Below are 25458 nucleotides of genomic sequence, written 5' to 3'. Positions count from 1 at the left end.
ACCAGAAAAGAGGGGAAACGAAAATGATCGACACGTCGAAACAGCGCCACAGAGCGCAGCTGCTCTCGGTCGCGATGATCCTGGGCCTGCCGGCCGGCGCCGGTGCCGCCGGCCTCGAAGCCGGCACCAGCTACAAGATCGGCTGGGCGTCCGACAAATCGAACTACCTGTCCTTCGTCGACGAGCCGCTGGCGAAGGGCATGGACGTCGCCATCGACGAGATCAACGCCAAGGGCGGCATTGCCGGCAAGGTGAAGATCGTGCTCGACCGGCGCGATATGAAGTCCGATCCGATGCTCGGCGCCACCGTCGTCCAGGAACTGATCAATGACGGCGCCGATTTCATCGTCACGACCTGCGACACCGACGTGTCGCTGCCCGGCGCCCAGATGGCGGCCAAGGCCTCCAAGCCGGTGATCAGCAGCTGCGGCGCCGACGCGGCCGGGCCGAGCCAGGTGCCCGAGGGCTTCGGCTTCCTGAACGTGCCGGGCACGCAGACCCAGGGCGCCTTCCTGGCCGAGCATGCGGCCAAGCAGGGATACAAGAAGGCCTTCACGCTGAAATCCAAGAGCGAGGGCTATACTCACACCCTGGCCGCGGCGTTCGAGCAGCGCTTCCGCGAGCTCGGCGGCGAGATCGTCGGCGAGGCCTCCTACACGCTCGGGGACAGCAGCTACCGCGTGACCGCCGCCAAGATGGTCAACAGCGACGCCGACGTCATCATGTCCAACACCTTCCCGCCGGATACGACCGGCTTCCTGAAGGACCTCGACCGCCTCGGCAACACCAAGCCGATCCTGCTGGTCGACGGCAACGACACGCCGGTGATCTTCGAGGCCGGCAAGCAGCTCGCGCTGTCCGTCATGTCCACCTATGGCGGCAACCGCACGCCCGGCTCGACCTTCGAAAAGTTCGAGGCCGAGTACCGGACCAAGTTCGGCTCGGACCCCGAATCCCTGCAGACGGCGCTCGGCTACGACCTGGTCGTGAGCGTCGCCGCCGCCGTCGAGGCGGCGAACAGCACGGACGGCAAGGCGGTGCGCGACGCGCTCGACGCCATCGAGAACGTGCAGGGCGCCACCGGGCCGATCACCTTCAAGAACAGCCCGATCGGCCGCGGCATTCCGAAGAAGGACTATGCGCTGGTCAAGTTCGACCTGGAGAAGCGCAAGTTCCTGACCGACTCCGTCGGCTTCCCGGAAAAGTTCCCGGCGGTGAAGTGACGGGCCCGGCGGCTTCCTCATCGGGATCGGGGGCGGACCATGCATCTTGAAGCAAGCGGCGTCGTCATGAAGTTCAAGGGCGTGACCGCCCTGGCCGGGGTCGACATCGATATCGCCAAGGGCGAGATCGTCGGCCTCATCGGCCCGAACGGCTCGGGGAAGACGACGCTTCTCAACGTCATATCCGGCGTGTTCGTGCCGAGCGGCGGGCGCTTTCGCATGGGCGAACGGACCTGGTCGAGCGTGTCGCTGCGCGACGCGGCCCGCCTGGGCATCCGGCGCACCTTCCAGAACATCCGCCTGTTCCCGGCCTTCACGGTGCTGGAGACGGTCGAGGTGGCGGCCGCCTGCCTCGACCGCGGCAACCGCCGCGAGAATGCCTGGCGCGCGCTCGAGGAGCTGAGCTTCACCCAGCATCACGGGCGCATCGCCTCGGAACTTTCCTACGGCATGCAGCGCCGCCTGGAGATCGCCCGCGCCATCGCCGGGAAGCTGGAGTTCCTGCTGATCGACGAGCCGACCGCCGGCCTCAACCACGCCGAGTCGCGGGAACTGGTCGGGGTCATCCAGGGCATCCGCGAGCGCAGGGGCTGCGGGGTCGTGATCATCGACCACGACCTCAACGTGATCATGAATGTCTGCGACCGGGTGGTCGTCCTGGCCGAGGGACGGGTCATCGCGTCCGGCACGCCGAAGGAGGTGCGCCACAACCCGCTCGTCATCAATGCCTATCTCGGCTCATAGACTGGAGACATCGCCGTGACCGACACGCCCGGGGCCATCAGCCTGGATTCCTGCGATATCCTGATCACCGGCGCGCGGCTGCTCGACCGCCCCGGCGCCTGCGACATCGCCATCGCGAACGGCCGGATCGCGGCCATCCACGACAGGATCAGGACGTCGGCTGCGCGGGAGATCGACGCGGGCGGCGGGCTCGTGACGACCAGCTTCGTCGACCCCCATTTCCATTTGGACAAGGTCCTGTCGCGCGACTATGTCGGCGCCACCTCCTATGGCGAGGCCTTCGCCCGCGCCCGTGAGGCCAAGGCGCAGTTCACGGTCGCCGATGTCGAGGCCCGCGTCTGCGCCGCGCTGGATCTGGCGGTGGCGCAGGGGCTCGGCTGCATCCGCTCGCAGGTCGACGTGGATTTCGCGACCCGGCTCATCTCGCTCGAGGGGGTGATGCGGGCGCGCGAGCGCTTCGCCGGCCTGATCGACGTCGAGATCGTGGCCTTTCCGCAGGAGGGCATCGTCACCGATCCGGCGGCGCCGGATCTGCTGCGCGAGGCGCTGCGCATGGGCATCAAGCTGGTCGGCGGCCTGCCGGAATTCGAGCGGACGGTGGAGGACCAGCGCACCCACATCGCAACGATCCTCGACATCGCCGAGGCGTTCGACGCCAAGGTCGACATGCACTGCGACTATACCGACCTGCCGCAGTTCAAGACCCTTGAGATGCTGGCGGACATGACGCTGGAGCGCGGCCTCCAGGGCCGGGTGGCGGCCGACCATTGCTGCGCGCTCGCCGTCTATCCCGACGACGAGGCCGCGCGCGTGATCGACAAGGTCCGGCAGGCGCAGATCGACGTGATCATCCTGCCGATCGCCAACCTGCAGATGCTGGGCGGCAACGGCGTCACCCCGGTCAACCGCGGATCCTCGCGCGCCAAGGAACTCCTGAACGCCGGCGTCAACGTCTGTGCCGGAGCCGACAACATGTACGACATCTGGTTCCGCTTCAACCGGATGGATCCGGTCGACACCGCCTACATGACCTGCCTCAGCACCGGCATGCGAACCGACGCGGAGGTGCGCGAGGCCTTCGAGATGACGACGTCGCGGCCGGCGCGCCTGATCGGCATTGAGGGCTACGGCGTCGCGGCCGGCGCCCGCGCCGACCTCGTCGTGCATTCGGCGGCGAACCTGGTCGACATGTTCCGCAACGTGCCGGGCCGGCGCATCCACATCAAGAACGGCGCCGTGGCCGGCGGCGTCGAGGGCAGGGCCTGGTCCGCGCGCTGACGCCAAGGAGGACGGACGGCCGCATTCCCCGCTCGCAGGGCCCGAGGCGGGGCGTCAGCCTCCACGATGAGACAAGGGCCCGTTCCCACGGTCGCGGGAACGGGTTTTTGCGCTCCGGCCCTTAAGCGGACGGTTCCTGCGCCGGCGCGGCCACCGTGTGATCGGCCATGATCTCCAGGGCCCGGACGATGGCGGAATGGTCCCAGGCCTCGCCGCCATGGGCGACGCAGGTGTTGAACAGCTCTTGCGCCGTCGCCGTGTTGGGCAGGGGCATGCCGAGGGCGCGGGCGCTCGACAGGGCGAGGTTCAGGTCCTTCTGGTGCAGGGCGATGCGAAAGCCCGGATCGAAGGTGCGCTTGATCATCCGCTCGCCATGCAGCTCCAGGATGCGCGAGGTGGCGAGGCCTCCCATCAGCGCCTGGCGAACCTTGACGGGATCGGCGCCGGCGCGCGAGGCGAACAGCAGCCCTTCGGCCACGGCTTCGATGGTGAGGGCGACGATGATCTGGTTGGCGACCTTGGTGGTCTGGCCGTCGCCGTTGCAGCCGACCAGGGTGATGTTCCTGCCCATCAGGGCGAACACCGGCTTCGCCCGCTCGAAGGCCGCCTGCGGCCCGCCGACCATGATCGAGAGCGTGGCGGCCTTGGCACCGGCATCGCCGCCGGAGACCGGAGCGTCGAGGTAGTCGCAGCCCAGCGCGTTGATGCGGGCGGCGAAGTCCTTGGTCGCCACCGGCGAGATCGAGCTCATGTCGACGACGACCTTGCCGGCCGAGAGGCCCTTGGCGACGCCGTTGTCGCCGAACAGCGCGGCTTCCACGTCCGGCGTGTCCGGCACCATGGTGATGATCAGCTCGGCCTGCCGGGCGGCCTCAGCCGGGCTCGCGCAGGCGATGCCGCCGGCTGCGACCAGGCTGTCGGGCACGCGCGAACGGGTCGCGAGATAGAGCTGATGCCCGCCCGCGATCAGGTGGCCGGCCATGGGCGTGCCCATGATGCCGAGGCCGACGAAGCCGATCTTCATGCCTCTTCACTCCTCTGTTGCGCACGGCTTGGCGCGCCGGGCCAGCATAGCCGGCCCGCTGCTGCGGGTCGAACCGGTCGGCCGTCAATCCGCGAGCAGCGCCAGCGGTGCGTCGGCCGGCTCCTGCGCGGGCAGCTCGAACTCGACGATCTCGTCGATCTCCGGGCCCATGGCGATGTTGGTGACGCGCTCGAGCATGATCTCGACCACCACCGGCACCCTGAACTCCTTCATCCAGGCCCGGGCCTGCTCGATGGCGCCGACGATCTCGCCGGGCTGCGTCACCCGGATCGCCTTGCAGCCGAGCCCCTGGGCGACGGCGACATGGTCGACGCCATAGCCCTGCAGACCGGGGGCGTTGACGTTGTCGAAGGAGAGCTGGACGCAGTAATCCATCTCGAAGCTGCGCTGGGCCTGGCGGATCAGGCCGAGATAGGCGTTGTTCAGGAGGATCTGCAGGTAAGGCAGGTTGAACTGGGCGCCGACGGCCAGTTCTTCCATCAGGAACTGGAAGTCGTAGTCGCCGGCGACGCCGACGATCTCGCGCCCGGGATCGGCGGCGCGCACGCCGAGCGCCGCAGGGACGGTCCAGCCGAGCGGGCCGGCCTGGCCGCAATTGATCCAGCTGCGCGGCTTGTAGACGTGCAGGAACTGGGCGGCGGCGATCTGCGACAGGCCGATGGTGGCGACATAGGTGACCTCGCGGCCGATGGCGCGGTTCATCTCCTCGTAGACGCGCTGCGGCTTGATCGGCACGTCGTCGAAATGGGTGCGGCGCAGCAGTTGGCGCCGCCGCTGCCGGCCGGCCTCGACCCAGGCGCCGTAGTCCTTCAGGCGGCCGGCCGCCTTCCATTCCGTCGCCACGGCGACGAACAGCTCCAGCGCCGCCGCCGCATCGGAGACGACGCCGTAATCGGGCATGAAGACGCGGCCGATCTGGGTCGGCTCGATGTCGACATGCACGAACTTGCGGCCCCTGGTGTAGGTGTCGATGCCGCCGGTGTGGCGGTTGGCCCAGCGATTGCCGATGCCGAGCACGAAATCGCTGTCGAGGAAGGTGGCGTTGCCGTAGCGGTGGCTGGTCTGCAGACCGACCATGCCGGCCATCAGCCGATGGTCGTCGGGAATGGCGCCCCAGCCCATCAGGGTCGGCACCACCGGCACGCCGAGGATCTCGGCGAACTCGACAAGCTTGTCCGAGGCGTCGGCGTTGATGATGCCGCCGCCGGCGACGATCAGCGGCCGTTCCGCCTCGCCCAGCATGGCGAGGGCCTTCTCCACCTGCGCCCGGCTGGCGCGGGGCTTGTAGACCGGCAGCGGCTCGTAGGTCTCGATGTCGAACTCGATCTCTGCCAGCTGGACGTCGATCGGCAGGTCGATCAGCACCGGGCCGGGCCGGCCCGAGCGCATGACGTGGAAGGCTTGCTGGAAGACCCGCGGCACCAGAGCCGGCTCGCGCACGGTCACCGCCCATTTGCAGACGGGGCGGGCGATCGCCTCGATGTCGACGGCCTGGAAATCCTCCTTGTGGAGGCGCGCGCGCGGCGCCTGGCCGGTGATGCAGAGGATCGGGATGGAGTCGGCCGAGGCCGAGTAGAGGCCGGTGATCATGTCGGTGCCGGCCGGGCCGGAGGTGCCGATGCACACACCGATATTGCCGGCCCTGGCGCGGGTGTAGCCCTCGGCCATGTGCGCCGCGCCCTCGACGTGACGGGCGAGGATATGGCGGATGGTGTTGCGCGGGCGCAGCGCCGCATAAAGCGGGTTGATGGCGGCGCCGGGAATGCCGAAGGCCGTGGTGATGCCTTCGCGTTCCATCACCAGAACGGCCGCCTGAGCGGCGGTCATGCGAGCCATGGCCGGTTCTCCCAAGAATGTCGGGATGGAAGTCTTGCCGGGTTCGCTGGCCGGTCCAAGGCGGCGGCCATCATAACACTTATTCGATCGGCGAATGAATCACGACGCCGGCTCCGGCGGGGGCCGCACAGCCGCGTCCCGCCGCCGGCCGCTTGGGGGAAGGCTCGCGGTCGCGTGCCCGCTTCAGCCCGCGCCGATGCCGAGGGTTGCCAGCATCATCGCCAGGATCACGGCCAGAGGCTTCCAGCCGAGGTCCCGGAAGGCCAGGCCGACGGCCGCCCCCAGCATCGCGACGGCCATCCAGAATCCAGCCACCACCCAGTGATGCTCGGTGCCGCCGATGGCGAGGCCGACCACGAGGCTAAGCACGAGCAATGCGACGACAAAGACGACGCGCACGACGCCGGCGAAGGTGCGCCGGTGCTCCTCCATGTCGGCAGAGGGAACGGGGTGAGAGATCTCGATCGACATCGCTGACCTCCTGTCGCGTCGAGGACCGACGCCTGACAGGAAGAACGCGATGGAGGCCCTTTGGTTGCGCCGGCCGGCCGAAATGCCGGCAGGGAGCCGGGGGGATTCTCGCCCGCTCAGATCAGCGAGTCGAAATCCATGCGCGGTCGCACCTTGGCGGCGAGCAGGTCGCGGATCTGCGCCGTGGCGAACTCGATCTGGTGCAGCGACAGCGCCGCGCCCAGGCACAGGCGCACGGCGTGGGGGGCGTGGTCCCGCTTCACCGCGAAGGCATCGGCGGTGATGACGCGGATCCCCTGCTTCAGGGCGGCGGAGGCGAAGGAATCCATGCGCCACTGCTCGGGCAGATGCACCCAGAGATGGTAGCAAGCCGGCGAAGCATCGCCGATATAGGCTTTGAGGATGTCGCGGACCACGCTCTGGCGCGACCGGGCCTGCTGGCGGTGCCAGTCGACCAGGCGCGCGGCCTGGCCGTTGCGGATCCAGAGCGCGGCGATCTCCGAGAGGAGGGGCGGGGACATCCAGTTCGCCATGCAGCTCAGCTCCGCCAGGGTGCGGCTGAGCTGCGGCGGCGCCGCCAGGAAGCCGATGCGCAGCCCCGGCGCCATGCTCTTGGAGGCGCTGGAGATGTAGACGGTCCGGTCGGGGACGTGGGCGGCGATCGGCTGCGGGCGCTCGTCGGTGAGGAAGCCGTAGACGTCGTCCTCGATCACCCAGATGTCGTAGTCCCTGGCCACGGCGGCGATCTCGCGCGCCCGTTCGTCCGGCATGGTGACGGTGGTCGGGTTCTGCAGCACCGGCATGCAGTAGAGCGCCTTCGGCCGCCGGGTCTCGCAGATCTCGCGCAGGGCCGCGGGGTCGAGGCCATGGGCGTCCATCGGCACGCCGACGAGCTGCAGGCCGAGCTGATGGGCGATCGCCTTGATGCCGGGATAGGTCAGGTGCTCGGTGGCGATGACGTCGCCATGGGCGGCGGTCGCCATCAGGCTGAGCAGCAGGCCGTGCTGGCCGCCGTTGCAGACGGTGATGCAGTCCGGGTCCACCGCGAGGCCGAAGCGCTCCAGCCAGCGCGCGGCCTCGACCCGATGCGCGCGCATGCCGGTCGCAGGCTGGTATTTCAGCAGCTCTCCCAGGGTGTTGAGGCGTGAGAGGTCGCGCAGGGTCTCGCGCAGCATCTGCTCGCTCTCGCCCACCGCCGACAGGTTGAGGCCGAGGTCGATGACTTCCGCCACCTCGCTCTCCTCGACCAGGAGCTGGGTGGTCTCGGTCCGCCGGCCGGAGAAATCGGTGACGAAGGTGCCCCGCCCGACCTCGCCGACGATCAGCCCGCGCCGCGTCGCCTCGCCATAGGCCCGGGCGACGGTGCCGACCGTCACGCCGAGCTTGAAGGCGAGGTCGCGGTGGGGCGGCAGCCTGGCGCCGGCCGGCAGCCGGCCGGCAACGATGTCCTCCGCCATCGCGTCGGCGATCGACGCATAGATCGGTCCATTACCCTTGCGGACGACAGGGGTCCAATTCACGCCCGATCTCCAAATTGACACCGTGGCAAAGAATCAATTGACACCGTCAAAGCCAACAACAAACATGGGTTCAAATCAACAAGAAAACGCAATTGTTTTAGAATGAATCGGTGTCAATTCCGATCGACCCAAACATCCAGATGGGGATAGTCGATGACCAGACTTGCTGAGACCCCTGCGCGCTTGCGCCGATTTCTGCTCGGCGCCGCCGCGGTCGTGCCGCTGCTTGCCGCCGGGCCGGTCGCGGCCGAGGAAACGCTGAAGTTCGGCGCCCTCGGCGTGATGAGCGGCCCCTATGCCGGCTGGGGCGGCGTGATGTGCCAGACCTTCAAGACCCGCGCCGGCATGTGGAACGACGCCGGCGGCGTCAAGATCGGCGACCAGACCTACAAGGTCGCGGTCGAGTGCGTCGACGACAAGGGCGATCCCAAGGGCGCCCAGACCGGGGCCGAGCGGCTGGTCGCCGCCGGCGTCAAGTACATCCAGGGCCCCAACACCGATTCCACCGCCGAAAGCGCCAAGGCGGTGATGGAGGCCAACAAGACCATCAACATGCCCTACGCCTTCTCGAAGTCGCTGTACAAGCCGCCGGCTTCGCAATCCATCCTGGGTATGGTGGCCTCCTACCAGGTCGGTCCGGTCATCTACAAATGGCTGATGGACAACAAGGGCGTGAAGGCCATCGCCTTCCTGTGCGAGAACAACGCCGACCCGCTGAACCAGCGCAACGAGGGCGTGGCCGCGGCCAAGGCCCTCGGCCTGCAGGTCGTCTCGGACCAGGAGACCTATGAGAGCGGCACCACCGACTTCTTCCCGGTGCTGACCAAGGTGATCGGCACCAAGCCGGACCACATCGTCCTTTCCGGCGTCTCGCCCTCCGATGTCGGCCCGCTGATCAAGGCGGCGCGCGAACTCGGCTTCACCGGCACCATGAGCACCGAGACCGGCCAGGACCCCAAGGCGATCTCGGAGGTGGCGGGCGATGCCGCCAACGGCTTCATCGCCGCCGGCGGCGCCAGCACCGAGGCGATCCGCAGCGACTTCATGGCCTCCTTCATCGAGCGCTACAAGAAGGAATGGGGCGAGTGGAACGACGTCGCCGGCCTCTATGTCTACGGGCCTGAGATCCTGGTGCAGGCGCTGCAGGCCGCCGGGCCGAAGGCCCTCACCGACACGGAGTACTTCAAGTCGACGCTGGACGGCTTCAAGGGCACCAACCCGTTCCTGAAGGACGCCTCGACCCTGCACTTCGTTGGCCGCAAGGATTACGGCCAGCCGCGCCAGGTCTCCGTGCCGATCGTGGTGCAGACGATCCAGGACGGCGCTTTCCAGCCGCTCTTCGTCGGCCAGCTGGCGGACTGAGCTCCCTGCCGCCTTGGGAATGCGCGGGCTTCGCGCATTCCCCCTTTTCCGCATGGCCGACAGGCCTGATGCTGGAGGGTAGTGCGGGCCGTGCCCCGCGTTTCCCGCGACCTTCGGACAGGGACGCTCCATCCATGACACAGGTGCTTCTCAACGGGCTCGTCGTCGGCACGACCTACGCCCTCATCGCCCTCGGCATCACCATCGTCTTCAGCATCATGAAGGTGGTGAACTTCGCCCATGGGCAGCTCTACATGATCGGCGGCTTCATCGTCTATTACGTGAACGTCGTCTTCGGCCTGCCGTTCTGGGTCGGCCTCGCCTTCTCCTTCCTGATCGTGGCGCTGCTCGGCGTGGTGATGGAGCTGGCGCTGTTCCGCCCGGTGATGCAGCGGGTGAAGCGCGAGGAGGTGACGATGCTGCTCGCCATGGGCACCGCGGTGTTCCTGGAGAGCCTGGCGCTCCTGGTGTTCGGCGAGAAGCAGCGCGGCGTTCCGGCCATCGCCACCGGCGTGGTGGAGGTGTTCGACGCCCGCCTGCCGATGGGGCGCGTCGTCGTGCTGATCGTCGCCGGCCTGCTCATCGCCGGGCTGATGCTGTTCATCGAATACACCCGCGTCGGCCGCGCCCTGCGCGCCATGGCGCAGGACCGCGAGGCGACGGCGCTGCAGGGCGTCAACCTCAAATGGCTGTCCGCTTTCGGCTTCGGCCTGGGCGCCGGGCTGGCGGGACTGGCCGGCGGCCTCCTGGTGGCGATCTTCGCGGTGCATTCCGGCGTCGGCAACGCGGTGTCGATCAAGTCCTTCCTGATGATCATGATCGGCGGGGCCGGCGTGCTCTCGGGCGCCATCCTCGGCGGCTTCGTGCTCGGCTTCATGGAGTCGGTCGGCTATGCGCTGCTGCCCGGCTCGCTCACCTACCTCATCATCTTCCTCCTGGTCATCGCATTCCTGATCGTCCGCCCCCAGGGGATCATGGGCAAGCCCTGGGGCTGAGGAGACCGGCATGTCGCTCGATATCACCATGTCCGCCACACCCGCCTCGACCGCGCCCGGACGCGCCCGCGGCTTCCTCCTGGGCCTGGCGCTCTTCGCCGCCGCCTACTTCGTCGCCGTCCCGCTGCTGTTCGGCGACAAGGGCTACGTGCTCAACGTCGTCACCACCATGGCGATGGTCAGCTTCATCAGCCTCGGCGTCTGGCTGACCTTCGCCATCGGCCGCATCAACCTGGCCCAGGCCGGCTTTTGCCTGATCGGCGGCTATGTCGCCGCCATCCTGGTCTCGCGCTTCGGCTGGTCGTTCTGGCTGTGCCTGCCGGCCTCGGGCCTGGCCGCGGCCCTGGTGGGCGCCGCCATCGGCTGGCCGGTGCTGCGCCTGAAGGGCGTCTACTTCGCCATGATCACGCTGTGCATCACCGAGGCCTGCCGCCTGGCGGCCCTGTCCTTCCCCTCGATCACCCAGGGCGCGCAGGGCATCGTCGACCTGCCGTTGCCCGGCGCGCTCTCGCTCTTCGGCGTGACGATCATCCCCGCCTTCGAGAAGGGCGCGCGCCTGCCCTTCCTCTTCCTCAGCGGCGCCATCCTGATGCTCGGCATCGCCTTCATGTGGCTGCTCGACACCAGCCGCGTCGGCGCCGTGTTCCGCTCGCTGCGCCAGAACGAGGATCTGGCGGCGAGCCTGGGCATCAACGTCGCCAAGTACCGCCTGGTCGCCTTCGTCATCGCCTGCTTCTTCGGCGGCGTCGGCGGCGCCTTCTTCAGCGCGCTGCAGCAGAACGTCTATCCCACGACCTTCCAGGTGATCGATTCCGTCTACTTCATGGTCTACTGCTTCGTCGGCGGCCTCGACTATGTCATCGGCCCGATCGTCGGCGCGGTGCTCCTGATGGCCGGCTTCGAGATCCTGCACGAGTTCCAGCGCTACCAGACCGTGATCTTCTCGGGCCTGATGATCCTGTGCATCCTGTTCATGCCCAACGGCGTGCTCAGCGTGATCCGGCGCCGGCCGGCCGGCGGGAGGTGAGGCCATGCTCGAGGTCAACGGCCTGACCCGGCGCTTCGGCGGCCTCACCGCGGTCAACAACGTCACCTTCTCGCTGACAGCCGGCGAGATCCTGTCGATCATCGGCCCGAACGGCGCGGGCAAGAGCACCTGCTTCAAGCTGATCTCCTCCTTCCTCGCCCCGAGCTCGGGCGAGATCCGCTTCTGCGGCGAGACCGTCACCGGCCTCGGCCCGCACATCCTCGCCCGCAAGGGCATCGTCCGGACCTTCCAGGAGAACACCATCTTCAAGGAAATGTCCGTGATCGACGCGGTGCTGCTCGGCCATCACAAGTCCTGCCGGGCCGGCCTCGCCGGCATGATCTTCCGCAGCCGCCGGGCCCGGGCGGACGACCGGGAGGCGCTCGACTATGCCGGGCACGTGCTGCGGCTGCTCGGCATGCAGCAGGTGCGCGACGAGCTCGCCGGCAACCTGCCGCACGGGCTGCTGCGCAACCTCGGCATCGCCGTCGCGCTCGCCGCCAGGCCGAAGCTGATCCTGCTCGACGAGCCCTTCGCCGGCCTCGACCCGGAGGAGACGCGGCGGGGCGTCGAGCTGATCCGCAAGATCCGCGACGAGGGCGTGACGCCGATCCTGGTCGAGCACGACATGGGGGCGGTGATGTCGGTCAGCGAGCGCATCGTCGTGCTGAACTTCGGCACCAAGATCGCCGAGGGCACGCCGGCGGAGATCCAGCGCAACGAACGCGTGATCGAAGCTTATCTCGGCGCCGTGGACGAGGAGATCGGGCTGTGACCTCCTATCTTCAGATCAGCAACCTCAAGGTCAATTACGGCCATGTCTCGGCGCTGCGCGGCATCTCGCTGGCGGCGGCGCAGGGCGAGATCGTCGCCCTGATCGGCTCGAACGGCGCCGGCAAGACGACGACGCTGCGGGCGATGACCGGCCTGTCGAAGGTCGCCTCGGGCGAGATCTGGTTCGACGGCGCCCGCATCGACGCCCTGGGCACCGACGCGATCGTCGGCCGCGGCGTGGCGATGGTGCCGGAGGGCCGGCGCATCTTTCCCTACATGACCGTGTTCGACAACCTGATGATGGGCGCCTACGGCCGCAAGGACCGCAAGGCGATCCCCGACGACATCGAGAAGATGTTCGTCCGCTTCCCCCGCCTCAAGGAGCGCCGGACCCAGCAGGCCGGCAGCCTCTCCGGCGGCGAGCAGCAGATGGTCGCCATCGGCCGGGCGCTGATGTCGCGGCCGCGGCTGCTGCTGCTCGACGAGCCCTCGCTCGGCCTGGCGCCGATGGTGGTGCGCGACATCGCCCGCATCATCACCAGCGTCAACCGCGAGGACGGCGTCAGCGTCGTCCTGGTGGAGCAGAACTCGCGCATGGCCCTGAAGGCGTCGAGCCGGGCCTATGTGCTGGAGACCGGCCGCATCACCCTCTCCGGCACCTCGCGGGAGCTGGAGAACGACGACCAGATCCGGCGCGCCTACCTCGGCGGATAGGAGCCTTCCAATGCGCATCATGATCGTCAACCCGACGACGACCGAGGCCTTCGCCGTCAAGAACCTCGCCGCCGGCCGGCGCGTCGCCGCCGCCGGCACCGAGATCGTGTCGCGCACCGTCGGCAGCGGCCCGCAGTCGATCGAGAGCCATTACGACGAGGCGCTGAGCGTCATCGGCATCCTGGAGACCGTGCGCCAGGGCGAGGCCGAGGGCGTCGACGCCTATGTCGTCGCCTGCTTCGGCGATCCCGGCGTGTTCGCCGCCCGCGAGATCGCCCGCGGGCCGGTGATCGGCATCGCCGAGGCCGCCTTCCACGTCGCCAGCATCATCTCGACCCGCTTCTCGGTGGTGACCACCCTGGCGCGGACCAAGATCATCTGCGAGCATCTCCTGCAGATCCACGGCTTCGAGCACCAGTGCCGCCGCGTCCGCGCCTCCGGCCTGGAGGTGCTGGCGCTGGAGGAGACCGGGCCGGCCGCCTGCACCGGCATCATCGAGGAGTGCCGGCGGGCGGTGGAGGAGGACGAGGCCGGGGCCATCGTGCTCGGCTGCGCCGGCATGGCCGACCTCGCCGACCATATCCAGCAGGTCGTCGGCGTGCCGGTGGTCGAAGGCGTCGCCGCCGCGACCAAGCTGGTCGAGAGCATCGCCGCCCTGGGCCTGGGCACCAGCAAGGTCGGCGACCTCGCCTTCCCCCTGCCGAAGCGGATCAGCGGCGCCGTCAGCCATCTGGAAGTCAGGCCGTGACGGATTGCCACGCCATCCCCGACGAAAGGACCATGCCATGACCTATCCCCGCGACCTCGTCGGCTACGGCCGCAACCCGCCCCAGGCGAACTGGCCGAACGGGGCCAAGCTCGCCCTGCAGATCATCGTCGCCTACGAGGAAGGCTCGGAGAACTGCATCCTGCACGGCGATGCCCATTCGGAGAACTTCATCTCCGACATCATCGGCGCCCCGCCGCTCTACGGCGTGCGCAACATGAACATGGAATCGATCTACGAATACGGCACGCGGGTGGCGTTCTGGCGCATCTTCGACGAGTTCAAGGCGCGCGGCATCCTCACCACCGTGCTGGCCAACGGCATGGCCCTCGATCGCTATCCGGAGGCCGGCAAGATCATGCACGGCCTCGGCCACGAGATCGCCAGCCACGGCTGGAAGTGGATCGACCACCAGTACATGGGCGAGGAGACCGAGCGCCATCACATGAAGCTGGCGATCGAGGCGATCCGCCGCGCGACCGGCGAGCGGCCGGTCGGCTGGTACACCGGCCGCTGCAGCCCCAACACGCTGCGCCTGGTGGTGGAGGAGGGCGGCTTCCTCTACGATGCCGACACCTATGCCGACGACCTGCCCTACTGGGAGAAGGTCGGGGGCCGCAACCATCTGCGCATCCCCTACACGCTCGAAGCCAACGACATGCGCTTCGTCGCGGCCGCCGGCTTCAACAGCGGCGACCAGTACTTCACCTATCTGAAGGACACGTTCGACGTGCTCTACCGCGAGAGCGACCGCATCCCGCGGATGATGTCGACCGGGCTGCACCTGCGCATCGTCGGCCGCCCCGGCCGGTGGGCGCCGTTCCTGCGCTTTCTCGACTATGTGCAGAAGCATGACGCGGTCTGGATCTGCCGGCGCGTCGACATCGCCCGGCACTGGCACGCGCATCACCGCCCGGAAGACTGATCCTCCGGGCCGCGCCGGCTTCCGCCCACCTCACCGGGATGACACCCATGTCCATCGACACCGCCGAGCCCGTGGCGGGCCGGCGCATCATGCGCCGTTGCGACGAACTGGCCGCGATCAGCAAGCCGGGGCCCGGCGTGACGCGCCTCTATCTCACCGACGAGCACCGCCGGGCGATCGACCTGGTCTCCGGCTGGATGCGCGAGGCCGGCATGGAGGTCCATGTCGACGCGGCCGCCAACATCGTCGGGCGCTACCATGCGGCCGGCGGGGGCGGGCCCTGGCTGATCCTCGGCTCGCATATCGACAGCGTCATCGAGGCGGGCAAGTATGACGGGCCGCTCGGCGTCATCTGCGCCATTGACTGCGTCGCCGAACTCCACGCCGCCGGCCGGCGACTGCCCTTCGGCATCGAGATCCTGGCCTTCGGCGACGAGGAGGGGACGCGGTTCCGCACCACGCTGGCCGGCAGCAGCGCCGCCGCCGGCTCCTTCGCGCCGGCGACCCTGGAAGCCCTCGACGCCGACGGCGTGTCCCTCGGCGAGGCGATGCGCGCCTTCGGCCTCGACCCCGCGCGCATCCCCTCCGCGGCGCATGACCGGGCCGAGGCGCTGGCCTATGTCGAGATCCATATCGAACAGGGGCCGGTGCTGGAGCAGGAGGACCTGCCGGTCGGCATCGTCACCGCCATCAGCGGCCAGACCCGCCAGCTGGTGACGCTGCGCGGCCAGCCCAACCATGCCGGCACCGTGCCGATGCGCCTGCGCCACGACCCGTTCCTGGCCGGGGCCGAGATCGCGCTCGCCGCCGAACGGATCGCCGCCGGGCTGCCCGACGCGGTGGCGACGGTCGGGCAGGTCGAGGTCCGGCCGGGTGCCGTCAACGTCATCCCGGGGCAGGCGACGCTGAGCCTCGACATGCGCGCGCGCTCCGACGATGTCCGCCGCGACCTCGTCGGGCGGATCGAGGCCGAAGCGCACCGCATCGCGGCGGCCCGCGGCGTCGGGATCGAGATCGTGCCGCTGCTCGACCTGCCGGCCTCGCCCTGCGCCCCCTGGCTGGTCGACCGTATCGCGGCGGCGGTCGCCGCCGGCGGCACGCGGGCGCTGCGCCTGCCCAGCGGCGCCGGCCATGACGGCATGGCGATGATCGGGTTGACCGACATCGGCATGATCTTCGTGCGCTGCAAGGCGGGGATCAGCCATTCGCCGCTGGAGTCGGTCGAGCCGGGCGACGTCGCCGTCGCGGCCCGTGCGCTGCTCCGCTTCATCGAGACCTTCGAACCCCGAGAGTGACCATGCCCGATTCCGTCCCGCCTTCGCGCAGCGCCGCCGAGCGCGCGCAGCATATCCGCCGCTTCGTCGAGGCACACCACGAGCAGGCGGTCGGGATGCTGGCCGAGCTCGTCAAGCTGCCCTCCGACAACCCGCCGGGCGACTGCGCCCCGCATGCCGAGCGGGTGGCCGAGCTCTATCGTGGCCTCGGCTTCGAGGTCGAGCATCACCCGGTGCCGCGCGAGGCCGCCGCCGAGGTCGGGATGATCAGCGCGGTCAACCTGATCGTCCGTCACCGCTTCGGCCCGGGGCCGACCCTCGCCCTCAACGTGCACGGCGACGTCGTTGCGCCCGGCGTCGGCTGGACCGTCGATCCCTACGGCGCGGTGGTGAAGGACGGCTGGATGTACGGCCGCGGCGTCGCCACCTCCAAGTCCGACATCGCCACCTATGCCCATGCCCTGCTGGCCCTGCGCGACCTCGGCGAGCCGCTCGGCGGCACGGTCGAGATCCACGTCACCTATGACGAGGAGACCGGCGGCGACATCGGCCCGCTGCGGCTGCTGCAGCAGGGGCTGACCAAGCCCGACTACGTCATCTGCGCCGGCCTGTCCTACGGCGTGGTCACCGCCCATAACGGCTGCCTGCACCTGGAGATCGAGGTGCTCGGCAAGTCCGCCCACGCGGCGCGGCCGGAGACCGGGATCGACGCGCTGGAGGCCGCGACCGAGATCGCCCGCGCCCTCTACGCCATGCGCCGCGGCTTTGCCTCGCAGCACTCCAAGGTCGAGGGAATCACGACGCCCTCGCTGGTGATCGGCCTGATCTCCGGCGGCGTGAACACCAATGTGGTGCCCGAGCGCATCGTCATGCGCCTCGACCGCCGCATGATTCCCGAGGAGGACGGCGAGACGGTCGCGCGCGAGCTGGCGGCCTTCATCCTGGAGCAGGCCAGGGCCATCCCCGGCATCGCCTGCAATGTCCGCCGCGTGCTGCTCGCCTCGCCGCTGAAGCCCGTGCCGGGGACGGACCGGCTGGCCGACACGCTCTGCCGCCACGCGACGGCGGTGTTCGGCGAGCCGATCAAGGCCCATGGCGTGCCGCTCTACACCGACGCCCGGCATTATTGCGCCGCCGGCATCCCGACCGTGCTGTACGGGGCCGGCCCGCGCACCATGCTGGAGGCCAATGCGCACCGCGCCGACGAGAGGCTCCGGCTCTCCGACCTGAAGAAGGCCACGGAGGTGGTCGCACTTGCCGCCTGCGACCTGCTGACGGAGGCCTGAGCCCGGTCCGCATGTCCCGCACGGGAGGGCGCGCCGGGGTGACGGGCGAGCCGAAGTTGTTGCTCGGCAATAGCTTGGAGCCCGTCACAGGAAGTCCCCGGTGCCGACGGGGCGTCGTCCAGACCTGATCGGTTTTGCACCCGCTGCAGGCCGGCCGATGGTGGCCTGCGACTGCGGGGCGATAACCCTGGATGCCGAGGCGCTGCTCCCGGGCGCCACGACGCGGCGTGCTGGCATTGCGGTGCCCGGGGGAAGGTCGAGCGGATCCCGCGTCGGAGCCGCCTGCCCGCCGCGTGTGCGCATCCTGACGCGGCTCGACTCGGGCTTCGTTTGCGCGGCGTCGATGGTCAGGCGCAATGTCGGCCTCGGAACCGCGACCTTCCCGGCACGTGCAGGCGCCCCGCACGCCTGCTTGCCGGGCCGAGCCGCACCGGATATGCAAAAACTATTCATTTCGTGCCAAAGAGGCTGTTCAGGTGCGCCTTCTCGCAGCGGCAGTCCCTGTCATCTCCAGCCACGTTCTGCGGAGTCTGCCCGCATTCATACGTGATGAAATCGGGGAAAGGACGCTGCAGCGAGCCAACCGCGCCACCGGATTCGATGACGAGCTTGTCCTACCCTTCGGGAAGGCGCCACATGCCTCTCATGAACGTCAGGGTGCGTGCACTGATCAATCTTTACGCGGCAGTTCCGTGCCGGCCTTTGATTGCAGCGAATTCGCCAGGCGATCGAGTTCCAGGCTGTAACAGTAGAGACAGAATAGCATTGCCAGAAGCATTGCAGTCCGTGGAGCAAGGACGAGCGCACCTTCGCTTGAGCTTAGTTCCGGTGCGTGTCGAAGAAAGAACAGACTGAAGAGCGCTCCGCCAAAGATAAAACTGAGACGGCTGGCAAACCCGAGGAGATGACCGAGCACGGAGCTGCGCCATGCCGGGATCTCGATATTCCTGACGCGAAACCAATAGATGGCCTGGAACACGCAAAGGATGACGGCGAGCAGGGCCGCCTCTGCCGGGGACACCGCGTGCAGCATCCCCAAATTGTCGACGACCGTCCGGAATGCTCGTTGGATCGCCGTGAGAATCGCGAAGGCGGCCGTCGATTGAAGGGCGAGGCATGTCAGATAGGAACGGGCGGATGCAGATGCCTTCATGCAAATCGATCCGCCCTTTGGAGGACCGGAGTCCGAGGCGCTCCCGGGTTCTTACGGACGCATCTCGGTTCCCATCTTCGCCCGCATGTCCTTGAAGACGGCGGCGATTGCTTCGATGATGAGTTTGTCCGGATTGGCCTTGCAACACACGATGACCTCATGCTCGGCCTCCTTCGCTTGCGCGATGTTCAGCATGTGCTTGTAAGCGAGGCCGTTGTACCAGCCGCTGTACCAGGTGGCGAGCATGTCGGCATCCTGTTGCCAGATGCCGGCGAGCCGGGCGCATGTCAGCTTCCGGACGTCCAGGCCGGTCCCCGAGAGTCGGCCCAGGCCCGTTCTCCGGCGAGATCTCTTTGACGGCCGGAGGCCATCGGGGCCGGGCAGGCGCTGAAAGTCCTGCCGCCGTTGCCGTGGACGGCTCCGTTCCCCCCGGGGCGCGGGGAAACGATGGCAAGCCTTCATCCGTCTTGCCTCGGCTGTTTCGACGATGCGGCCCGCTCGAACCCGGCAGGCCGAAGGGCCTCGCCGCGGGAATCCGGGGCTGAGAGGCCGCCTGCATCGCCGCCATGGGCGTTCGAAGATCAGAGGTAAGCCAGGCAGGACTGGATCCAGAGCAGGATGTAGGCGATCAGTCCGATGACGCCTGAGGTGTCGGAAAAGACGGTCGCCGCGCCGGCGTTCCCGAGACCGCGATTTCGCCCTGCCCGACGCCCTTGGGAATCGCGAGGATCGTCGTTTCGTAGATATGCCCCGGATCGGCGTCGAAAAACAGCGGGACGGTCGCGCCGGGCCGAATGGTCCGGAATCCATTCTGCAGGAAGGTGCCGACGATCGTGATGTCCGACTCGACGATGAAGGACATCGCCGCACGGGCTTGCAGAGCCCGCGCTCCGACCGCGGGCGCGACGGTGCTGGCATATCCGTCCGACGGTGCCCTGACCGTCGTCCGGTCGAGCTCCCATTTCGCGTCGTCGAGCTGCGCGCGGATCTGGAGCACGGTGGTGTTGATGCCGCTGATGAACGAATCGAGCGTCGCGCGTGCGCTTTGCCGTTGAGCCCTGGCGACCTGCAACTGCGCCGTGGCGATATCGCGCTGCTCGAGGATGTCCTGCTCCCGGAACTCCGTCGCCGCGCCGCTCTTCGTCAGCGTCGCGATGTCGGCGAGACGCTGTTGATGGAACGTCACCTGCTTCTCGAGTCCGGTGACGTTTGCGTTCGCCTAGTCGAGATTGGCCTGCAGAACCTCGGTCTGGTGCTGCGCGGCGACGAGGGCCGCTTCGAGCTGCCGGACCTTGTACCTGAACGGCTCGGGGTCGATCTGGAAGAGCACCGATCCGGCTCTGACCGGTGCGTTGGGTTCGATCGGAATGCTGATGATCTGGCCGCTGACGTTCGGGGGCACCTCGACCACGCGCGAACCGACGACGATGCTCCCGGTCGGGGTGAGCGAGTTCAGGAGCGCGGCAAAGACGGCAAGAATGAAGATGCCGATCAGCCCGGCCAGGCCGCCGCTCGTCCAGGTCAGCCGAAGCAGCCTGAGCTTGGAAAAGAAGAGCCAGACCAGGACAAGGTTAGCTGACGAGGATGATGACCATAGGCCGACCTTCCGAAGGCGCCGCGACGAAAACCGCGGAAAGCCCGGACGGCTTTCCCGATTTGGGGCCATGAGAGCCCGCCTCACCGGAGGCGGCAGGTCCCTCCGGATACGTTTGCCGCCAGCAGTACCGGGATTGGTCAACGAGTCCTACCATTTCGCGCCAGCCATCGCGTGAATGTCCGCTCCCGGAGCCCCCATCCGCAACGTTGCCCCTCGAGATCCTCAGCCGTGCCCGTGTGGGAGATGCTGGCGAGTCTTTCGCCGGGCTTCCCGGGGCGGCGGGGCCGCAAGCCCCTTGCGGCCCGACGCGCAAACGGGCAGGCCTGGGGCTTCGAACCCTGAATGCAGGCCCACAGGGCCTGCGGCTTGCGAGCGTGCCCATGGAGCCGATTGCCGACCCCCGCCGCGGCGATGTCGAGGACGACGCGTCGAGCACCATGAGCCGCTCGCTGCTCTCGCTCGCCGGCAGCCTCCTGGTCGAGATCAGTCTTCCCAAGCTGATCATGACCTGGGCGCTGCTGCTGGTCGTGCCGAGCCTCGCCCTCGGCCTTGCGCCGATGGTGGCCTCGGCCTGGATCGCCGCCGCGAGCGGCGGCCTGGTGCCGTCCTACTATGCCGGGGTCGGGCCCGTGCTCGTGCTGGCCGTGGTCGTCGGTCTCGCCTGGCTCCTGGGCGGGCGGCTGTTCCGCCTGGCCGAGAGCAGCTTCTGGTCGCTGAACGCGCTCGCGGTCGAGCCGGTCTACATGCTCTGCCGGGAGGTGTTGCGCCACCTGGCGGAGATAGGGGCGCAGCGGCGGGACGCCCCGGAGCGGGTGGCGAGGTTGCGCGCCGTGACCGCCCTGGCGGCCGGCGGGCTGGTCAGCGCCGCGGCCGCGGCCGTCCTCCTGCTGGCCTGGCCGGCGACGCGCTGGGTCGGCACCCTTGCCGACCTTGCCGCGCCCTCCGCGCTCGCCTGGGTGGCGCTGGCCAATGCGGTGGTGCTGGTCTCGGCCTATCTCGTCGTCGCCGCCCTGGCCTGGGCCGTCGCCGACGCCACCATGCCGCAGCCGCGCGACATCGCCGGATTCGTGGAAGGGGCGGGGGGCCGCGTCTGGCGCGTCGCCCATCTCTCCGACATCCATGTGGTGGGCGAGCGCTACGGCTTCCGGATCGAAAGCGGCCGGGCCGGCCCCTGCGGCAACGGCCGGCTGGATCGGGCGTTCGCCCGGCTTGCGGCCATCGACGCGCAGGAGCGGCTCGATGCGGTGCTGATCACCGGCGACATCACCGATGCCGGGCGCAGCGCCGAATGGGCCGAGTTCTTCGAGGCCCTGGCCGCCTGGCCACAACTGGCGCCAAGGGTGCTGATCCTGCCGGGCAACCACGACCTCAACATCGTCGACCGGGCCAATCCGGCGCGGCTCGACCTACCGACCAGCCCCAACCGCCGCCTGCGGCAGGTCCGGGCCTTGTCCGCCATGGCCGCGCTGCAGGGCGGGCGGGTGCAGGTGGTGGACCGGGCCGGAAAGCGCCTCGCCGGCAGCCTGGACCAGGCCCTGGCGCCGCACCGGGCCGATCTCGCCGCCTTCGCCGACAGCGGCCGGGCGCGGCTGCGCCGCCGCATCCCGGATCTTTGGGATGCGGCCTTCCCGATGGTGGTGCCGCCCGAGTCGGAGGACGGCCTCGGCATTCTCCTGATGAACTCGGGCACCGACACGCATTTCTCCTTCACCAACGCGCTCGGACTGATGTCGGCCGGGCAGGTGAGGGGCCTGGAGATCGCCGTCGGCCTCTATCCCAGCGCCGTCTGGCTGGTAGGGCTGCATCACCACCTCGTCGAATATCCGCGGGCGGCCAAGGCTCTGTCGGAGCGCATCGGCACGGCGTTGATCAACGGCAACTGGTTCGTGCGCCGGCTGCGGCCGCTCGCCGGCCGCGCCGTGCTGATGCACGGCCATCGCCATATCGACTGGGTCGGCGAATGCGCCGGGCTGCCGATCGTCTCGGCCCCCTCGCCGGTGATGGCGCCGGCCGACGACGCGCAGAGCTATTTCTACATCCAGCGCCTGGCGCGCGGACGCGACGGCCGACTCGGCCTGCTGGCACCGCAGCGCGTGTCCCTCGCGGAGGACGCGGCGGAGCCGGCGGCCGTCACGTCACGAGGTAGCCGATGACGAAGGCGTTGGCGATGTCGATGAAGAAGGCGGAAACCAGCGGCAGGATGATGAAGGCCATCGGCGCCGCGCCGTGCACCTTGGTGACGGCGGTCATGTTCGCGATCGCCGTCGGCGTCGCGCCGAGGCTGATGCCGGTGAATCCGGCCGAGATCACCGCCGCGTCGTAGTTGCGGCCCATGGCCGGGAACACCACGAGCAGGATATAGGCGACGGCCGCCAGGGTCTGGAGCCCGAGCACGAGCACCAGGGCGGGGCCGAGGCCGCCCAGCGTCCATAGCTGCATGCTCATCAGCGACATGGCCAGGAAGATGTTGAGCGAGAGGTCCGAGACCAAGGCGAGGGCCCGGGACCGCGTCGGCCAGGGAAGGGCCGGCACGAGGCGCGGCACGGTGTTGGTCAGCGCGATGGCGGCGAGCAGGCAGGCGACGAACAGCGGCAGCCGCAGGCCCAGTTCGGACAGGACCTTGTCGACGACGTAGCCGAGCAGCACGGCGCAATTGAGCACCAGGATGGTGCGCAGCAGGCTGACATGGTTGATGTCGTCGCCCTGCGGCCGGTCCGGCTCCTCGGGCAGGCCGATCGCCGGCGCCTCGGCCGTCGGACCGCCCAGCCGGAAGCGGGCGATCAGCAGGCCGGCGATCGGACCGCCGACCAGGCTCGCCACCACCAGGCCGAGAGTGGCCGAGGCGATGCCGATCTCCAGGGCATTGGCCAGGCCGAAGCGATCGACCAGGATCGGCGCCCAGGCGATGGTGGTGCCGTGGCCGCCGATCAGCGAGGCCGAGCCGAGCAGGACCGTGATGCCGTAGGGCAGCCCGAGTACCTTGGCGGCGCCGGCGGCGATGCCGTTCTGGATCAGCAGGAACAGCAGGGTCAGGCCCAGCAGCACCAGCAGCGGCCGCCCGCCGGCGATCAGGTCGGCGAAGCGGGCGTTGAGGCCGACGCCGGTGAAGAAATAGAGCAGCAGCATGTCGCGCGCGGCGAGGTCGAAGCTCACGGCGATCCCCAAGCCGCGATAGGCGAGCAGGGTCGCCAGGGCCGCGACGAGGCCGCCGGTCACGGCTTCGGGGATGTTCCAGGCGCGCAGCGGCGCGATCCGGCGGTTGAGGCCGGAGCCGATGAAGAAGACGATGATCGCGATCGTCAGGCTGAGGAAGCCGGGAATCTCGACTTGGGTCACGGGGGGCGCGTCTCGATGGCCCAGGGCGAGCCGGATACCCAATCGGTGCACCAGAACGGCGGCCGGGGCAAGCGGCCGGCCGCTTGCCCCGGGCTGTGAAGCCTGGCCGATGGATCACCAAGCCCCTCGATCCCGGCCGGGGGTCTACGCGGCCCCTCTCTGTCCAGCGGACCGCGGGGACTGCTCGCGATGGGGGCAGCCCTGCCGGCTCTTCAGGCCGGCAGCATCTGCTCCAGCCGCAACCGGGCGATGCGGCTGATCTGGGCGACGGCTTCGGCCAGCTCCTGCTCGCGGCTGTGGCCGAGCCGGCGCTCGAAGGCAGCGACGATCTCGTCCTTGGTCCGGCCTTTCACCGCCATGATGAAGATGAAGCCGAAGCGGGCCTTGTAGGCCTCGTTCAGCGCGGTGAAGCGCGCGAGCTCCTCCTGGGTGAGGCGGTCGAGGCCGACCGAGGCCTGCTCGGCGGAGGAGTCGGCGGTCAGCATCCTGGCCTGGGCCAGCTTGCCGGCGAGGTCGGGATGGGCGTGGATCAGGTCGAGCTTCTCGGACTCGGTCGCCGCTTCCAGCACCGCGACCATGGCCCGGTGCAGGCCGGCGGCGCTGTCGGCCTGCGGGCCGAGGCCGGCGTCGTAGGCGCGTTCGGCGATCCAGGGCGAATGCTCGAAGACGCCGCCGAAGCGCTCGACGAACAAGGCCCTCGGCATGTGGCTCGGCCGGTAGCCGCCCTTCGGCGGATGGGTGGCGATCCAGTGGCGGGCGATGTCGACGCGCCGGGCCAGCCAGACGCCCTCGTGGCCCTTGATGTAGTCGAGGAAGCGGGCGACGGCGGCAGCGCGGCCCGGGCGGCCGGCGAGGCGGCAATGCAGGCCGACCGACATCATCTTCGGCCGGCTGACGCCCTCCTCGTAGAGCGTGTCGAAGCTGTCCTTGAGATAGGTGAAGAACTGGTCGCCGGTGTTGAAGCCCTGTGCCGTGGCAAAGCGCATGTCGTTGGCGTCGAGCGTGTAGGGCACCACCAGCTGCGGCCCCTTCGGACCCTCAAGCCAATAGGGCAGGTCGTCGGCATAGGCGTCGGCGGTGTAGAGGAAGCCGCCTTCCTCCATGGTCAGGGGTATGGTGTTGACGGAGGTGCGGCCCTGGTAGAAGCCGAGCGGCCGCTCGCCGGTCACCTCGGTGTGCAGGCGCAGCGCTTCGACGATATGGGCGCGCTCATCCTCGGCGGAGAACTCCTTGTAGTCGATCCAGCGCAGGCCGTGGCTGGCGATCTCCCAGTCGGCCGCCCGCATCGCCGCCACGATCCTGGGATTGCGCGCCAGCGCCAGGGCGATGCCGAAGACGGTGACGGGCACGCCGCGGCGGGTGAAGATGTCGTGCAGCCGCCAGAAGCCGGCGCGCGCGCCGTATTCGTAGATCGATTCCATGTTGAGGTGGCGCAGGCCCGGCCAGGGCTGGGCGCCGACGATCTCCGACAGGAAGGCCTCGGAGGCGGCGTCGCCGTCGAGGATGCAGTTCTCGCCGCCCTCCTCGTAGTTGACCACGAACTGGACGCAGACCCGCGCCCGGTTCGGCCAGCGGGCATCCGGCACCTCGTCGGCATAGCCGATGAAGTCGCGCGGGGTGGCGATGTCATATTTCGGCATGGCGCCCGCCTCCGTCACGAGCCGCGATAGGTGGAATAGGCCCAGGGCGAGCAGACCAGCGGCACGTGGTAGTGCCCGTCCGGCTCGCCCATGGTGAAGCGGATCGGCACGACGTCGAGGAAGCCGCCGGCTCCCGCTGGGTCGAGGCCGCGGAAATAATCGCCGACGTGGAATTCCAGCTCGTAGGTGCCGGGCCGATAGGCCTCCCCCGACAGCAGCGGCTGGTCGGTGCGGCCGTCGGCATTGGTGACCGTGGCAGCCACCTTCTCGCGTGCGCCGGCGGCGTCGAGCCGATACAGCGTGACCGCGACATTGCGCGCCGGCCTGCCGCGCGACACGTCCAGCACATGCGTCGAAAGCCTGCCCATTCCCGCCTCCCGATTTTTGGACCGGCTTGCAGGATAAGCGCAAGCGACGGCAACATTTCCAAATTCGATGCGAAGATGCTTCGATCAGAAAGCCTCTTTCGCTTTTCCCCGACCTGCCGCTTGA

General features: G+C 68.8%; 24 protein-coding genes. 13 read left to right on the top strand and 11 right to left on the bottom strand.

Annotated features, from left to right (window positions below; genetic code table 11):
* The first annotated feature begins 23 nt into the window (after window positions 1-23).
* Genes AC27L4_RS06310 through AC27L4_RS06300 form a run of 3 tightly spaced genes read left to right on the top strand, consistent with a single transcriptional unit; the run spans window position 24 to window position 3245 of the window.
* Entirely contained in the window at window positions 24-1223 is a 1200-nt protein-coding gene (locus AC27L4_RS06310; RefSeq protein WP_487141208.1) for an ABC transporter substrate-binding protein, read from the top strand.
* A gap of 39 nt (window positions 1224-1262) precedes the next feature.
* Complete coding sequence (locus AC27L4_RS06305; protein ID WP_487141207.1) at window positions 1263-1967, top strand: ABC transporter ATP-binding protein; 705 nt, start codon at window positions 1263-1265, stop codon at window positions 1965-1967.
* Between the two features lie 15 nt (window positions 1968-1982).
* A complete protein-coding gene (locus AC27L4_RS06300) occupies window positions 1983-3245 on the top strand; it encodes an amidohydrolase family protein (protein WP_487141206.1) in 1263 nt (420 codons plus the stop codon).
* Window positions 3246-3366: 121 nt separating this feature from the next.
* On the opposite strand, the gene AC27L4_RS06295 is transcribed toward AC27L4_RS06300, so the two are convergent.
* The 4 genes from AC27L4_RS06295 to ehuR form a co-directional block, all read right to left on the bottom strand.
* A complete protein-coding gene (locus AC27L4_RS06295; RefSeq protein ID WP_487141205.1) occupies window positions 3367-4269 on the bottom strand; it encodes a 2-hydroxy-3-oxopropionate reductase in 903 nt (300 codons plus the stop codon).
* A gap of 84 nt (window positions 4270-4353) precedes the next feature.
* Window positions 4354-6126: a glyoxylate carboligase gene (gcl, locus tag AC27L4_RS06290; RefSeq protein ID WP_487141203.1), complete on the bottom strand. Its 1773-nt coding sequence runs from the start codon at window positions 6124-6126 to the stop codon at window positions 4354-4356.
* Between the two features lie 183 nt (window positions 6127-6309).
* Window positions 6310-6597: a hypothetical protein gene (locus tag AC27L4_RS06285; RefSeq protein ID WP_487141202.1), complete on the bottom strand. Its 288-nt coding sequence runs from the start codon at window positions 6595-6597 to the stop codon at window positions 6310-6312.
* 116 nt (window positions 6598-6713) lie between these two features.
* Window positions 6714-8117 carry a MocR-like ectoine utilization transcription factor EhuR gene (gene ehuR / locus AC27L4_RS06280; protein WP_487141201.1) on the bottom strand — a complete coding sequence of 468 codons (1404 nt, stop codon included), beginning with the start codon at window positions 8115-8117 and terminating at the stop codon, window positions 6714-6716.
* Window positions 8118-8270: 153 nt separating this feature from the next.
* Between ehuR and AC27L4_RS06275 the strand changes: the two genes are divergently transcribed.
* The 9 genes from AC27L4_RS06275 to AC27L4_RS06235 all read left to right on the top strand — a co-directional run bounded on the left by AC27L4_RS06275 (window position 8271) and on the right by AC27L4_RS06235 (window position 17240).
* Entirely contained in the window at window positions 8271-9479 is a 1209-nt protein-coding gene (locus tag AC27L4_RS06275; protein WP_487141200.1) for an ABC transporter substrate-binding protein, read from the top strand.
* 134 nt (window positions 9480-9613) lie between these two features.
* Window positions 9614-10474 (top strand): branched-chain amino acid ABC transporter permease, encoded by an 861-nt coding sequence (locus AC27L4_RS06270; RefSeq protein WP_487141199.1) that lies wholly within the window; start codon window positions 9614-9616, stop codon window positions 10472-10474.
* Window positions 10475-10484: 10 nt separating this feature from the next.
* The gene (locus tag AC27L4_RS06265) at window positions 10485-11501 is read left to right on the top strand and encodes a branched-chain amino acid ABC transporter permease (protein ID WP_487141198.1); all 1017 of its coding nucleotides are present in this window, start codon (window positions 10485-10487) and stop codon (window positions 11499-11501) included.
* 4 nt (window positions 11502-11505) lie between these two features.
* On the top strand, window positions 11506-12276 hold the full coding sequence (locus AC27L4_RS06260) for an ABC transporter ATP-binding protein (RefSeq protein ID WP_487141196.1): 771 nt from the start codon (window positions 11506-11508) through the stop codon (window positions 12274-12276).
* Window positions 12273-12989: an ABC transporter ATP-binding protein gene (locus AC27L4_RS06255; protein WP_487141195.1), complete on the top strand. Its 717-nt coding sequence runs from the start codon at window positions 12273-12275 to the stop codon at window positions 12987-12989. Before AC27L4_RS06260 ends, AC27L4_RS06255 begins: the two co-directional genes overlap by 4 nt.
* A gap of 10 nt (window positions 12990-12999) precedes the next feature.
* Complete coding sequence (locus AC27L4_RS06250; RefSeq protein WP_487141194.1) at window positions 13000-13737, top strand: aspartate/glutamate racemase family protein; 738 nt, start codon at window positions 13000-13002, stop codon at window positions 13735-13737.
* Between the two features lie 37 nt (window positions 13738-13774).
* The gene (gene puuE / locus AC27L4_RS06245; RefSeq protein ID WP_487141193.1) at window positions 13775-14680 is read left to right on the top strand and encodes an allantoinase PuuE; all 906 of its coding nucleotides are present in this window, start codon (window positions 13775-13777) and stop codon (window positions 14678-14680) included.
* 47 nt (window positions 14681-14727) lie between these two features.
* Window positions 14728-15975, top strand: coding sequence for an allantoate amidohydrolase (locus AC27L4_RS06240; protein WP_487141191.1), 1248 nt, complete (start codon window positions 14728-14730; stop codon window positions 15973-15975).
* Window positions 15976-15977: 2 nt separating this feature from the next.
* Window positions 15978-17240: a M20/M25/M40 family metallo-hydrolase gene (locus tag AC27L4_RS06235; RefSeq protein ID WP_487141190.1), complete on the top strand. Its 1263-nt coding sequence runs from the start codon at window positions 15978-15980 to the stop codon at window positions 17238-17240.
* Window positions 17241-17910: 670 nt separating this feature from the next.
* Here the strand turns inward: AC27L4_RS06235 and AC27L4_RS06230 are convergent.
* The 4 genes from AC27L4_RS06230 to AC27L4_RS06215 all read right to left on the bottom strand — a co-directional run bounded on the left by AC27L4_RS06230 (window position 17911) and on the right by AC27L4_RS06215 (window position 20131).
* Window positions 17911-18393 carry a hypothetical protein gene (locus AC27L4_RS06230; protein WP_487141189.1) on the bottom strand — a complete coding sequence of 161 codons (483 nt, stop codon included), beginning with the start codon at window positions 18391-18393 and terminating at the stop codon, window positions 17911-17913.
* Window positions 18394-18444: 51 nt separating this feature from the next.
* Entirely contained in the window at window positions 18445-18639 is a 195-nt protein-coding gene (locus AC27L4_RS06225; protein ID WP_487141187.1) for a hypothetical protein, read from the bottom strand.
* A 382-nt stretch (window positions 18640-19021) separates the two neighbouring features.
* Window positions 19022-19579 carry an HlyD family secretion protein gene (locus tag AC27L4_RS06220; RefSeq protein ID WP_487141186.1) on the bottom strand — a complete coding sequence of 186 codons (558 nt, stop codon included), beginning with the start codon at window positions 19577-19579 and terminating at the stop codon, window positions 19022-19024.
* Window positions 19580-19612: 33 nt separating this feature from the next.
* Window positions 19613-20131, bottom strand: coding sequence for a hypothetical protein (locus tag AC27L4_RS06215; RefSeq protein WP_487141185.1), 519 nt, complete (start codon window positions 20129-20131; stop codon window positions 19613-19615).
* Window positions 20132-20370: 239 nt separating this feature from the next.
* Here AC27L4_RS06215 and AC27L4_RS06210 point away from each other — a divergent pair, with 239 nt between their 5' ends.
* The gene (locus AC27L4_RS06210; RefSeq protein WP_487141184.1) at window positions 20371-22143 is read left to right on the top strand and encodes a metallophosphoesterase family protein; all 1773 of its coding nucleotides are present in this window, start codon (window positions 20371-20373) and stop codon (window positions 22141-22143) included.
* On the opposite strand, the gene gltS is transcribed toward AC27L4_RS06210, so the two are convergent.
* From gltS to uraH, 3 genes are all read right to left on the bottom strand, one after another.
* On the bottom strand, window positions 22121-23326 hold the full coding sequence (gltS, locus tag AC27L4_RS06205; protein ID WP_487141183.1) for a sodium/glutamate symporter: 1206 nt from the start codon (window positions 23324-23326) through the stop codon (window positions 22121-22123). The genes AC27L4_RS06210 and gltS overlap by 23 nt on opposite strands.
* A 212-nt stretch (window positions 23327-23538) precedes the next feature.
* Window positions 23539-24951: an allantoinase PuuE gene (puuE, locus tag AC27L4_RS06200; protein ID WP_487141913.1), complete on the bottom strand. Its 1413-nt coding sequence runs from the start codon at window positions 24949-24951 to the stop codon at window positions 23539-23541.
* A gap of 29 nt (window positions 24952-24980) precedes the next feature.
* A complete protein-coding gene (gene uraH / locus AC27L4_RS06195) occupies window positions 24981-25334 on the bottom strand; it encodes a hydroxyisourate hydrolase (protein WP_487141181.1) in 354 nt (117 codons plus the stop codon).
* Window positions 25335-25458 lie beyond the last annotated feature (124 nt).

Source organism: Labrys sp. Lb11 (assembly GCF_057554225.1).
The sequence above is the reverse complement of the archived record's forward strand: the minus strand, read 5'-3'. Positions and strand labels throughout refer to the sequence as shown.